The 13664-nt window shown below is 47.8% G+C and carries 9 protein-coding genes; 3 read left to right on the top strand and 6 right to left on the bottom strand.

Features of this window, described 5'->3' with window-relative positions; genetic code table 11:
- Positions 1 to 3: 3 nt before the first annotated feature.
- On the top strand, positions 4 to 645 hold the full coding sequence (locus tag STSP1_RS11490; protein ID WP_085756468.1) for a phosphopantothenoylcysteine decarboxylase: 642 nt from the start codon (positions 4 to 6) through the stop codon (positions 643 to 645).
- Positions 646 to 668: 23 nt separating this feature from the next.
- Entirely contained in the window at positions 669 to 2999 is a 2331-nt protein-coding gene (locus STSP1_RS11485; protein WP_085756467.1) for a glycoside hydrolase family 2 TIM barrel-domain containing protein, read from the top strand.
- A gap of 94 nt (positions 3000 to 3093) precedes the next feature.
- On the opposite strand, the gene STSP1_RS11480 is transcribed toward STSP1_RS11485, so the two are convergent.
- The 6 genes from STSP1_RS11480 to STSP1_RS11460 all read right to left on the bottom strand — a co-directional run bounded on the left by STSP1_RS11480 (position 3094) and on the right by STSP1_RS11460 (position 9593).
- On the bottom strand, positions 3094 to 4059 hold the full coding sequence (locus STSP1_RS11480) for a helix-turn-helix domain-containing protein (RefSeq protein ID WP_085756466.1): 966 nt from the start codon (positions 4057 to 4059) through the stop codon (positions 3094 to 3096).
- A 164-nt stretch (positions 4060 to 4223) separates the two neighbouring features.
- Entirely contained in the window at positions 4224 to 4394 is a 171-nt protein-coding gene (locus STSP1_RS12600) for a hypothetical protein (protein ID WP_162841540.1), read from the bottom strand.
- On the bottom strand, positions 4394 to 5851 hold the full coding sequence (locus STSP1_RS11475) for a purine-cytosine permease family protein (protein ID WP_085756465.1): 1458 nt from the start codon (positions 5849 to 5851) through the stop codon (positions 4394 to 4396). Before STSP1_RS11475 ends, STSP1_RS12600 begins: the two co-directional genes overlap by 1 nt.
- Positions 5852 to 5969: 118 nt before the next feature.
- The gene (locus tag STSP1_RS11470) at positions 5970 to 7487 is read right to left on the bottom strand and encodes an FGGY-family carbohydrate kinase (RefSeq protein ID WP_085756464.1); all 1518 of its coding nucleotides are present in this window, start codon (positions 7485 to 7487) and stop codon (positions 5970 to 5972) included.
- A 12-nt stretch (positions 7488 to 7499) separates the two neighbouring features.
- Positions 7500 to 8318, bottom strand: a complete 819-nt coding sequence (gene rhaD / locus STSP1_RS11465; protein ID WP_085756463.1) for a rhamnulose-1-phosphate aldolase — start codon at positions 8316 to 8318, stop codon at positions 7500 to 7502.
- Between the two features lie 15 nt (positions 8319 to 8333).
- The gene (locus STSP1_RS11460) at positions 8334 to 9593 is read right to left on the bottom strand and encodes an L-rhamnose isomerase (protein ID WP_085756462.1); all 1260 of its coding nucleotides are present in this window, start codon (positions 9591 to 9593) and stop codon (positions 8334 to 8336) included.
- A gap of 300 nt (positions 9594 to 9893) precedes the next feature.
- On the opposite strand from STSP1_RS11460, the gene STSP1_RS11455 reads away from it, so the two are divergent.
- Entirely contained in the window at positions 9894 to 13649 is a 3756-nt protein-coding gene (locus STSP1_RS11455) for a discoidin domain-containing protein (protein WP_085756461.1), read from the top strand.
- Positions 13650 to 13664 lie beyond the last annotated feature (15 nt).

Here is a 13664-nt window from a genome sequence, read left to right as displayed (position 1 = left end):
AAAATGCGGGTACTTGTAACTGCGGGAGGAACGAGGGAGTATATAGACCCTGTGAGGTATATAACAAACGCCAGCACAGGGAAGATGGGCTATGCAGCAGCTGCTGCAGCTGTAGAACGCGGACACAGCGTAAAGCTGATATCCGCCCCTACATCCATAGCTCACCCCAAAGGAGCAGAGCTTATCAGCATTGTAAGCGCTGAAGAGATGTTCGAAGCGGTTAAGAATGAGTTTGCCTCTTGCGACTGCCTTATAATGGCGGCGGCAGTATCAGACTACCGTCCCGAGAGGTATGCTGAAAAGAAAATCAAAAAGTCCAGCGAAGAAATTGAACTGACTTTCCATAAAACGCCCGATATCCTGCAGTGGGCAGGGGATAACAAAAACGGACAGATAATTGTGGGATTTGCCCTTGAAGACGAGAGCCTGCTGGAAAAGGCAGATGAAAAGATGCAGCGGAAAAAAATGGATATAATCGTTGCAAATTCACCCTCTGCAATATCGCAGGAATGCTCGCATATTTACATAAAACAGTCCGGCGGGGAATGGCTCAACAGGCCTGAGAGACACAAAAGCGAAACTGCTGTTGAAATAATTCGAATGGCGGATAGAATTCACTCTGAAAAAACTGGTGAAAGCACTTAAATTTTTAGACTCGGAGAATCAAAATGAAGAAAACCGTATTCTTAGCATTTCTGCTTACTTATTCAGCCGTTTTCGGCTTTGAGATAACAAGCTTTCAGCCTGATGAGAGGTTCAGGCTCTTCAACGACGGCTGGAAATTCAAAGAGAACGACAGCAGCCGGTATTATCAGAATAATTTAGACGATTCAGACTGGCGGGACGTTCAACTTCCGCACGATATGGGCGTTGAAAAGGAATTCAGCAAAGAAAATCCGAGCTGCCAGGCTTATCTGCCGGGCGGGGTCTGCTGGTATCGCAAGAGCTTTGAGCTTTCGCGCCAATGGCAGAACGAGAGCTTTAAGATACTTTTCAACGGTGCTTACTGCAACAGCAAGGTCTGGTGCAACGGAAAACTGCTGGGCGAAAGACCGAACGGCTTTATTTCGTTCGCATACGACATCACAGACTACCTCCAATTCGGGCGGGAGAATACGAATGTAATCGCCGTCAGAATAGACCACAGCGACTACGCAGACTGCCGGTGGTACACGGGAACAGGGATAAACCGAGATGTTTACCTCGTTAAGACAGACAAGGTGCATACCAAGCTCTGGGGGACTTATGTAACAACACCTGAGATAACTGATAAATATGCAGATGTTAAGGCGGAGGTGAAGCTGGTAAACAGCTCAGAGGAAACGCAGAAGGTTGGTGTTGAAAACCAGATTATAGATAAACGGGACGACGTACGCGCTAGAGAAAAACGTTTTGTTGATTTTGAGCCGGGCGAGAAAACATTAAATCTGAATTTGAGGCTGAAATCCCCCGAGCTCTGGAACACTAAATATCCGAAGATGTATGCCTTAAAAACAATCGTAACCCGCGGAGAAGAGGTGGTGGATGAATATTACACGCCCTTCGGTGTTAGAGATTTCCGCTTCGACAGCAATGAAGGCTTCTTTCTCAACGGCGAACCGATGCTTATAAAAGGCGTCTGCCTGCACGACGGAGCAGGAGCTTTGGGCACAGCGGTTCCCAAGCCGGTTTGGCGAAGGAGGCTTCAAAAGCTCAAAGACGGCGGCTGCAACGCTATTCGGATGAGCCACAACCCCCACGACCCGCACCTCTACGACCTGTGCGATGAGATGGGGTTTCTCGTGATGAACGAGGCCTTTGATGAGTGGTATGAAGGCAAGCGCAAATGGGTTGACGGCTGGAATCAGACCAAATACGAACGCGAGGGCTACCACGAACATTACGAAGAATGGGCAGAGAAAGACCTTACCGATATGCTCCTTAGAGACAGAAACCACCCTTCAATAATCCTCTGGAGCATAGGAAATGAAATCGACTACCCCAACGACCCCTTCCCTCCGGGAGAGATGGATTTAATCCCTGAAGCCATAAAGCTCAGAGAAATAGTTAAAGACCACGACCTTACCCGCCCTGTTACAGCGGCCTGCGCAGGGCCGGAGGCGAACGTGTTTATGGATTATCTTGATGTTATCGGCTTCAACTATAAGGAAAAGCTTTACGAAGACGTGCATAAGAGGTATCCGTATAAGATCTTCACTGGCAGCGAGAACGGCAAAGGGCTTCAGCCTTGGCTGGCTGTTAAAAATAACGAATATATCTCCTCTCAATTCCTCTGGACAGGGATTGACTACCTCGGCGAGGCAGGAAAATGGTATAACGAGAACAACGGAACTCATTCACGAGGAGCCCGCTGCGGCCTGCTCGACCTTGCAGGCTTTGCAAAACCTGCCTACTACAGACAAAAGGCGTATTGGGAAGAAGATCCGTTTGTTCACCTTTACCAAAACGACGAAGGGCATATCGTGAGCTATTCGAACTGCGAGAATGTTGAGCTTTTCCAAGGGGAAAAGAGCCTCGGGAATTTTGAAGTGCCCGAATCAAAACGGATAATGATAAGAAATCCTGAAGGCGAAGATTTCCGGGCTATAGGAAAAAGGGCTAGGGTTGATGTGGCTCAGGCTGTTTACAATATCCCCGGAGAGCCTGCAAGGATAGTTCCCAATATAGTAGAGAAAAAGCTTGTCCTTGATGGAAGAAACGTGGTACACGTGGAAATATACGTTGTTGACGAGGATGGTTATCCTGTAGAAGATGCTGAGATTGAAATCGAGGCCTCAATTGAAGGCCCCGCTGAGATTATAGGCATTGAAAACGGGAATCAGGGCGATATAAGCCGCTACGGTAAAATGACCAAGAAGACGTTTAACGGCAAAATGCTGTACTACATCCGCGGCGGGGAAAGGCCGGGAGATGTTGAGCTTAATCTGAGTCCTGAGGGGATGGAAAGCATTTCTGTGCTGATAAATTCAGGTATGCCCGTTGACTCTGCGTACTGGTAATCAAAGCGTAGCGCTCAGCAAATATAAGGCTTCGCAGAGAAAAACTGCCTAAACACTTTATACTATATCACTGAGTAAGATGGGATCAATATCTTCAGCTGTACTTGTTTTGCTGTGAATCATTTTGCCGGTGAGTTCCGGGGGAGCGGGCGGCGATTCGGAATTCGCCAGGTGTTTGGCTGAGATATTTATGGAACACCTTGCACATCCTATCCGCCCCTGAAAAGCCGGCAGCCAGAGCAATATGAGATACAGGAAGTGTGGTGCTTCTGAGCATTTTCTTTGCACGCTCCACACGGCAGTAATTGATCTGTTTGCCTATAGAAGTTCCCAGCAGGGAATCGAATTTTCTTTCAAGAGTCCTGCGTGTTACGGGAAGATTAGCTGCCACATCATCCACGGACATATTCCTGTGGCTATGGCTCCAGATGTAGTGCATTGCTTCTGAGAGGAGCCGGTCTTTGAACACATTCTTATCCCCTCCAACTGTCCTGATGAATTCATCCGCCGGTGAAAACTCATCCTTATGGTCTATGCTGAAAGACAGTATCTCCATGGCCATGGCGGATAATCTGTAGGAATTCTGCATCTGCTGGCCGGCGAGAACTTCCCACATCCTCTCATAGATTTTCACAATCTCATCAGAGGTTTCTAAATGCAGAACGGAATTCCCCGGGGAGATATAATTGCGGTTTGCAAGCTTGTATAGGTATTCACCGTTGATGCTGATCCAGTTCTCCTTCCAGCCTGTGTCTCTCAGCGGCCTGTACCTATGCCACACCTCCGGAAACAAAATCAGCATTGTCCCGGGCACCACCTCGGCTTGACCTGCAGCTGAAGACTCAAAAACTCCCCTGCCCTGAGAGATAAAGACAATCTGATACTCAGGAAGTACCCTGCCAGACTCCCAATTGAAATTATAGAGGTCTGGATGGCCGCAGGGAGGATACGCCGAGCCAGCCGATATAGTTGCCTCACCTATGCCGGTAAGATAAATATCCCAGCTTATGGACTTATCATTAATAGGGAGGTAATGATACTGATTCTCTATCGAACCCATCTAACTGTGCTCCTTGCTTATTGTTCAGGTTAAATGCACATGTCTTATATACCCAAAAACAGATTATGGTCAAGCATACAATAGGCTTTAGCAAGGCGCAATCAGGCACGAACAACCTGTTCAGCAGCTCAGCATATCAACAGCAGCAGACTCAGGGCTTCTATCTAATCCTCTTTCCACATCCAAGGTGAAGCAGTTAAAAACCAAAGCACTGTTGCAATGAACATAACCGTTTTCATCTGCTCAAGTTCGATCCTCCCGGCAAAGAACATAACAGCCGGAACAATCAGCATAAAAAGCGAGCTGAAAGATATAATCTTTAGTATTACAGTCATTACTCAGCCTCCTTTGAGGTTGAAGGGATATATGCGTTTCTTTGATACACTTTGCTTAATAGGATATACAATCCCGCAGCAATAAACCAGCCCGGGAGGCCAACGAAGAATATCTGAATATTTGCAAATTTCACCAGAACAAGGCAGATTGCAACTGCGGCAAACCACGTTATGCCGGCGGCCATATTGAAGCTTTTCCTGCACAGCTGGGCAAAATTCCTCTTCAGCCCGAGCTTTTTCATCCACCAGAAATCAACAAATATAACCGCGCCCATAGGCATCAGTATCAAGCCGTAGAGAGCAACGAAATCAAGCAGTTTCATAGCGATTGCAGGAAACAAACCTGCTGCTGTTGCGAGCAGGCCTGTGGCAAAAGTAACCTTGAAACGCGAAGCCTTCGGCATTACAGCCTGAAAAGCAAGGCCTGCGCGATAGATTGTGGGATTTGCTGTTGTCCAGCCTGCTATAATCACGCATATAATGCCCGCAAGCCCTGCTGCCCTGTATGCCATCGGGCCCGGGAGAACATCAGTATTTGAAGGGTCGAGGTGGAGCTGATATGCGTAGAGGGCGGAGGCGGATATCCATGCCATAAAGTGCCCGATATACATACCCGAAGCTGAGGCCGCTGCGTACCATGGCTTTTTGGCGTATCTGAGTACGGACAAATCGCTCATACCAATGTGCATAGCCATATTGCAGAACCATGCGAAAAATGTTACATGCCAGAATGTAAACTTAACCTGTCCGGGCAGAGGCTCACCGCCCTTCCAGATACGGGTTTCAGCAAGTTGCCAGAAATCAGCAAAGGAGCTTATTTCTGCCCCGGTTACATTGATGAACTGCTTTATGCCGATAATCCCGAATGCAGCAAACACCAGCACCATCCAAGGGGCTGAGATGTTTGCAAATTTGGCAACCTGCTTATATCCGAAAGCAGCCACGAGGGAGATCAAAATCCCAACTGCAAGCACAGCAGCCACCCAGCCGGCACTGTTTGGATATATATCGTTTAGCCCGGGCATTGGAAACTTGAACCACACACCAATAGCTGTGGCTGATACTGTAATCATTGCACCAGCGAGAAAGCAGAACATTATTCCGTTAGCGAGATTGTAAATCGTAACGAGCTTTCTGCCGCATATCTTCTCGAGCTGGTAGTACAGGGTTAGCCTGGATCTTGTGGCGATAAGAGCGCACAGGAAGATCCAGCTCAAAACTGCGAGCAAATTCCCCACAATCAGCCCCAAAACAAGATCGCCCGCACTCACACCCGCCGCTACAAAAAGCGGCCCGAGCATAATCTCGGTGCCTGCGCAATGCTCGCCTGCGTACATCCCGATAAAATCCCTGAATTTGAGCAGGGAACTTTTGGGCACAGGTTCTCTTTCGTATTCGTTGGATGGAACCGGCGTTTGAGCAGCCTCGGTTACATTATCTAAATCTTTCTGTTCCACTTATCTTCTCCTAAACGCTTTATATTCAGTTTGCATTTGCAATTATCAGCTTTGGGTTTTATCAACAGCACCGGCTGTCCTGCCGAAGACGGGGAATAACAAGCTTATGCTTCCATCATTATTCAGCTCCCCCCTGCTGGGAATTTTCCAAAAGCCTGAGATATTTCTGCAGGTAGCCTTCCAGATAAAGCTTATCATCCTGCGGCACTCTCCTCGTTTGGAAATTGATATTGATGTCAAGCTCGTCTGGAGCTATGCCTTCAATAGCTGCAAGGGCAAGTATCGCTGCGCCTGTTGATGAGGCCTGCGGCATCGAGGTAGTGTAAACCTCACTGCTGGGCAAAAGCCTTTGGAGCAAAGTGAGGTACGAAATGTTTTCAGCAAAACCGCCTTCCACATATATCTTATCGCCTTCTGCAAAGCCGGTATGCCTGATTGCAATGGAAGACTGAATCGCTATAGACAACGCTAAGACTGCTTCCGCTGTTTTGCGGTCTTTGAAGAAGTCCGGACAGTTGTCTGCTGCAAGGTTTTCATAGTTTATCGCCCTTCCGGCCTCTACAACGCTCCCCTTGCTTTCTCCGAAAATTCCCGTACCCGGCACGATTGAGGGCAGGATGAATTTATCACCGTCTTCAAGCACCTTCAAATAAACGTCATCATCAGGCTGTGAGCCGCTGTTTTGATTGCTAAACTTTTCGAAGAGCATTTCGTATGATTGATATTCCTTCCCGCCCATAAATATGCTCGTTTTGACAGGATTGCTGAACACGTCAAAGTTGTAAAAAATCATTTTTCCGATCTGGTCTTCGCTAAGTTCCACCTTGTGCGAGGGACGCATCGCAACACACCATGTGCCGGTTGAATTGAGCACAAAATCATCTTCACTGCTGGAGATGTAGGGCAGCAGGCTCGAGTTGGAATCGTGAATGCCAGAAGTTACAACGCAGCTTTCGGGCAATGAATATTCACGGGAGATCCCCTCAAGCAGCTTGCCCGGAGAATCCCATGATTTTGAAATTTTTTCCGGGAGCATTTCCCGAATGCCCAGCCCATCAACCACTGAAGAATATCCTCTTGTTTGAGCGTCGAGCAGATACGTATGGCATCCGAGCATAGTGGGCTCTGCAACCGCCTTTCCTGTGAGCTTGTAAACAAAGTATTGGGGGTATGGCAGGATGCGTTTGGTTCTTTTGAACTGCTCGGGGAATTTCTGCTGAGCGAAATGCACCAGTTTGCCCAAATTTACCATATCCCCCACTTCGGGGGTTGCAGTGGAAATATGAAGCTGTTCACGTGAGCCGAATCTCTGGTAAAAGTTTTCGATAATGCCCGGGCTCGAGGAGTTGGTGTAGCTTAGAGGTGGAACGGTGAAATCCCCGTTTTCATCCAGAAACGCAGCCTCTGCTCCGTGAGCTGCTATGGAAATTGCTGCAATATGGTATTTCTGTGAATACAGCTTTAAGGAATCAAGCAGCCAACTCAAAACCTGATCGGGAGTTTCAATAAGCAGGCCGTTTTGCTCAACAGCGGGAAACGCCTTTTTGGTTACCGATAAAGTATTAAGGCGCTTATCAAATAAAACGATTTTTTTATTCGTCTTGCCGACATCCAGCACCGCTATTACTTCCTGCATAACAACCTCTAATCAAAAAGGGAGCTTAGTTTTCATTATCTCAGGGTCTATCCGGCAATCAAACTGCGAACGCAGCTTTTCAAGCTGTTCATCGCTTAGATAGTTCAGCTTTGCTGAACATAAACGCGCCTTAAAGAATATATCAACCGTCTTCTCGGCTACGTGTATCCTGCCGAAGGTCTCATCAAGGCTGCTTCCAATCACAAGCAGGCCGTGATACTCCCATAGAAGAACCGGCCGCTTTTTGAGCAGTTTCGCAGATTCCTCGCCTATTTGATTAGTGCCCGGTACGTGCCACGGCAGGAAAGATACGCCCTCGGGAAACACAACAAGACATTCAGTCTGCATTACCCACAGCAGCTTGCTGAGAATGTTTGAATCGAGCTTGATTGCATAAGAAAGGGCGATGAGATTAGGTGTATGGCAGTGAATCAGAACTCGGGGACTGCCGGGCTGGTCTGTTGTAACCTCATTATGTGTAAAGAGATGAGACGGCAGCTCTGAGGTGGGCTTTGAGCCGCCCTGAAATCCCCACAAAGTACGATATGCGCCTCCATCAGGCGAAATTTCTATGAAGCCGCCGTTGGCTGAAGGGGAAAGCTCAACATTGCGGAGGTGTTTGCCTGTACCTGTGGCGTAGAAAATTTCACCTGCAATCTTAGGGCACTTTTTGGGAAGCTCCACCCACTGACCTGCGGCAGGGTCTATCTCTTCGAGCACGGCTTTATCAACGCGGACACTGATATTCCCGCCGTTGGCTTCAGTCCATCCTTTATGCCACAAATCGGCAGTTGTTTTCTTGATCTCAGTGAGAAAGTTTTCAAGAATCATATTGGCCTCATCGATCTATCTGTTGGCGAGAACATCTTTTTCGTATTTCCTTACTTCATCAAGCCAGTCTATGCCGGCAGGAACACCCATCTGCTCGCAGTAATACTTCCATACAGTATTGAACGGCATTGTCTTGAGCTCTTCCTTGTATGCAAGCCTTGAGGTGAAATCAAATTCATACTCCATCTGCTGGAGCTGTTTTGTCGGCTCAAGAAGCGCAAAGAGAAGCGCCTTGAGCATATTCCGCGTGCCTATCACCCACGCCGCTATGCGGTTTATGCTTGCATCGAAAAAATCGAGCCCGATATGTATATCGCTGAGTCTTTTGCTGCGCACAAGCTCATGAGCGATTTCAACCAGCTCTTCGTTCAACACTACAACATGGTCGCTGTCCCAGCGTACCGGCCTGCTTACATGCAGAAGCATTTTATCATAAAACATCAAAATTGCTGAGATCTTTTCGGATATCATCTCGGTTGGGTGATAGTGCCCTGAATCAAGGCATATCATCTTCCCCCGGCTCATAGCATAGCCCATATAGAACTCATGCGAGCCGACAGTGCAGCTCTCAGCACCGATGCCGAACAGCTTAGATTCAACGGAATCGAGAATCAGCTCTTTACGCAAATCCTTTTCGAAGACGGCATCCAGCGAGCGGATAAGCCTTTCTCTCGGGGCTGTTCTGTCAACGGGTATATCCTTGAAACCGTCCGGAATCCAGAAGTTGTTCACTGAGGGGGAGCTAAACCTTTTTCCAAAATATGCGGCAATCTCGCGGCATCTTCTTCCGTGTTCAATCCAGAAGTCTCTGATTGCCTTATCCGGATGACTGAGAGTGAGCCCGCCGGTAAACATCTTGTGAGCGAAAAAAGTGGGGTTGAAATCAATGCCGCCAATCCTGCCTTCGCCCCAGTCTGCCCAGCTCTCAAAATGCTTCACTTCAATCTCATCTCTGTCCACCTTGGTGCCGAGATTGTCAAGGTAGAAGGCGTGTAGGTTCAGCCTGTGTTTGCCCGGGATCAAAGACATTGCGAATTCTATATCACTGCGCAGCTGGTCGATTGTTTTTGCGCGTCCCGGGTAGTTGCCGGTGGTCTGAATGCCTCCGGAAAGCTCTGAACCGGTATGCTCAAAACCGCCTACATCATCCCCCTGCCAGCAATGCATCGAAACAGGTATGGTTTTTAATGTCTCAATTGCGGCTTCGGTGTCAACTCCTAAATGAGCATACTGCTCTTTGGCGATTCTGTATTCAGTCTCGATATTACTGCTCATAATAACCTTTATTTTATACTGTAAATACCATTATTGAAAATATTGATTTTAATTTTAGCGTTTCAACGAGAGGAGCGTAACCCATTGCTGCGACATAATTTTGTCTTTTTGCGACACAAGATTCGGTATGCAAGAGGAAGGAACACGATGCATTGTCGCAAAAGAACAAACTATTGTCGCAACTATGGGTTGTTTTACGTCTTTTGTTGCGTATTACTCTAAATTGGTAAACTTTTAGAATTCTCTGCGAGGAAAATTGAGAGCTAACATAATTTAATTGTGCCGGCAAGTGAAGGAATAATGATGAATACTCACGCAAACACAGGAATATTTAAGGTAATTACTTTTCTATTAGCTTTATGCTTGATAAATTCCCTTTCCGCTAAGAGCAGCGAGAGGATTTCGCTGAGCGGAACATGGGATTTTGCCTTAGATCGAAAAGATGCAGGAATCAAACAAAAATGGTTCAGCAAGGAGCTTAAGGAGGAAATAAGGCTTCCCGGGATACTTCAGAATCAGGGATACGGCAACGACATAAGCAAAGACACGCCGTGGGTTATCTCGCTCTATGACAGATACTGGTATGAGCGGGAAAAATTCAGGCAGTTTGCCCGCGGGGATGTGAAGGTGCCGTTTCTTGCTCAACCGCGGAAACATTATCTGGGTCCTGCGTGGTATCAAAAAATGATCACAATCCCTGAAAGCTGGGACGGGAAAAGAGGCGAGCTTGTGCTGGAGAGAACAAGATGGCAGACTACTGTTTGGCTCGGCAGCGAAAAAATCGGCTCGCAAGACAGCCTCGTAGCTCCGCACCGCTTCGAGCTGGGAATGCTCAAGCCCGGGTCATACAAGCTGACGATTCGTATAGACAACAGAATGAAGATGGACTACCGCCCCGATGCTCACAGTGTATCGGATTCGCTGGGCACCACTTGGAACGGGATTGCCGGCGATATTGCAATTACAAGCACGCCGCCGGTTTGGATTGACCATATTGCAGCTATGCCAGATATAAATAACAAATCCGTTAAGCTCAAGATTGACATAGGGAATATAACTGGAGCTTCCGGGCAAGGGGATGTAAAAATTAAAGGGTACGGTATTTCAGAACCGGTTTCGTGGTCTGCCGAATCGGGAAGGGCTGAGATCGATGTGCCTTTAGGGGAAAATGCTGAGCTGTGGAGCGAATTCAATCCCCAGCTCTATGATATCAAAGCTGTTCTTGAAGGCCAGTCTTTCAGCCATTCATATACGGTTAACTTCGGGCTTCGAGAAATAAGAGCCGGGGAAGACAATCTTCTTGTAAACGGAAGGAAGGCTCATTTCCGCGGCACTCACTCGGGAGGGGATTTCCCGCTCACCGGCTGTGCTGCAACTGATGTGGAATACTGGGAGAACCTGTTTGCTAAATGCAAAAAATGGGGGCTGAATCATATGCGTTTTCATTCGTTCTGCCCTCCGGAAGCAGCTTTTACTGCTGCTGATCGAGCCGGCTTCTACCTTCAGCCCGAATGCGGAATGTGGAATGTGATAAATCCGGGCTCAGAGATGGAAAAGCGAATGTACGAAGAAACAGAAAGAATGCTGCGTGAATACGGCAACCATCCTTCTTTCGTTTTGTTCTCTCCATCAAACGAGCCCAAAGGACACTGGAAAGAATCGCTCCCTGAATGGACTGCCCACTACGGCAAAAAGGATCCAAGGCGTTTGTACACTACCGGCACAGGCTGGCCTCTGATTGATAATCCAGGACCTGTGGAGGGGACGGATTTTCTCGCCGTACACAGAATAGGCCACAGGCGTGTTCGCGGGAGCGATGCTTGGTTCGGCAGAGATTATCTAAGCTCTATTGAAGGAGTGGATGTTCCGGTTGTTGTGCATGAGCTAGGGCAGTGGTGCGCGTATCCGGATTTTGATGTTATTGACAAATTTAATGGATACCTCCAGCCTGGGAACTACCAGATTTTCAGAGAATTGATGAAAGAGGCAGGCCTTCTTCATCTCAACGATGAATTTGCCCGCGCCTCGGGTAAGTTTCAGGCGGCCTGCTACAAGCAGGAAGTTGAGGCTAATTTGAGAACCCCCGGGCTATCGGGATTTCAGCTTTTAGACCTGCACGATTTTCTCGGGCAGGGAACGGCAATTGTAGGCCTGCTGGATCCTTTCTGGGAGGAAAAGGGTTATATCAATGCCGAGAATTGGCGGCGTTTCTGCAATACCACAGTGCCTCTGGCTGTTATGAAAAAGCGGGTTTTCAAAACCAGCCAGAATTTAAGAGCCGATATGCAATTGTCTCATTACGGAAATAAGCCGCTGGAAGACGCTGAGATTTACTGGCAGATAGAAAACGAGGCGGGGGATATCGTCAAAAACGGGAAATGGCAGAGAAATGCCATTGGAAACCAAAGCGCAATTCAAATAGGCAAAATAAATGTATCGCTGCATAATTTCACTGCCCCTGAGCACTATAAACTCACGGCAGGAGTGAGAGGTACAGATTTCGAGAATGACTGGGATTTCTGGGTTTATCCCAAAGACCAAAAGGCTTCGCCGGACGGGGAGGTTTTAATTAAACGCCGCTTCGAAGATGCCAGAGAGGCACTTGCAAACGGGAAAAAGGTTTTGTATATGCCGCTGACAACAGAGCTCGCTTGGGACTGCCCTCCAATCGGACGAAAGCCTATATTCTGGAATCGTTTGATGGGGCCGAACTGGGAGCGTTTTCTTGGAATATTAAGCAGGCCTGAACATCCGGCTTTGAAAGATTTCCCGTCTGATGAATATTACGACTGGCATTGGCAGGGAGTTTTCCGGCCATACTGCAGAGCTGTTAACATCTCAGCAATGCCTGAGATAGAGCCTGTTGTCCGTGTGATAGACGACTGGAACCGTAACTACCCGCTGGCCGCCATTTTTGAGTGCAGAGCAGGAAAGGGAAGGCTGCTTGTATGCTCTGCCGATCTGGAAGAAAATATCTCAGAAAGACCAGCTGCCGCACAGCTAAGAAAGAGCCTGATTGATTATATGAAAAGCGAATCTTTCAATCCTTCGGCGGAGGTAAGTATGTCCCAGCTTGAAACCACCTATCTCGACAATAACCTAATGCGCAAACTCAAAGCTAAGGTGCGCTGCCCGCTCTCTTCAGGCATGACAAGCGCCCATAAAGCAATCGACGGAAACCCGAGTACATACTGGACTACAGCAAAGAGAAGAGGCGGAAAGAAACACCCTCACCCGCTGAGCATCTCATTTGCCAAACCTGTGAAGATGGAGGGGCTTGTAATACTGAACCGCCAGGACCACAGAGAGCGTATCGGGGATATCAGGGATTATCAAATCCATACAAGTTCAAACGGGAAAGACTGGTCTCTGCTGAAGAGCGGCTCGCTTGAATCAACATTCGATCCTCAGAAGATCAAATTCTCTGAGCCGATAAAAACGCAGCACCTGAAAATAACCGCCCTGTCCGGATTCGGCAGAGATATATCCGCTTCAATAGCCGAGATCAGTATTATTTATACAGGAGAGCCGCTGAGCGGCGGGGAATTCGAAGAGAACGGGCAATACCTCAATGCCGGCTCTGCCACTGAAGAGATGTTCGAATCAATTGATCTGCTACAGTACTCAACAAACCCTACGGCACTGAAGACATCAGAGGTTACAGCGGACAGCGAATCAGAAACAGATCCCGCAGAATATGCTCTCGACGGCAGCGGCGGGACATTCTGGCATTCACAGTGGCGTGATGAAAAGCCAGCACAGCCGCACTGGATTGAGCTGGAATTCAAAGAAACGCTGAATATCTCAGCTATCGAGTATCTGCCGAGGCAAGACCATCCAAACGGAAGAATTAAGGATTATTTGATTGAGGTGAGCAGAGACGGCGATAAATGGCTCAAGGCGGCCTCCGGCAGCTTTGAAAACAGCACCAGCTTGCAGAAGGTTATCCTTCCCGAGCCGGCCAAGGCAGACTTTATGAGAATAACAGCAAAATCGGAAGTGCAGAATCAGCCATACTCTTCGATTGCTGAGATTCGTGTTATAGAAAAAGAATGAAACGGTAATTTTTTT

Source organism: Sedimentisphaera salicampi (assembly GCF_002117005.1).
In the GTDB taxonomy this organism is placed as follows: Bacteria; Planctomycetota; Phycisphaerae; order Sedimentisphaerales; family Sedimentisphaeraceae; genus Sedimentisphaera; species Sedimentisphaera salicampi.
The sequence above is the reverse complement of the archived record's forward strand: the minus strand, read 5'-3'. Positions and strand labels throughout refer to the sequence as shown.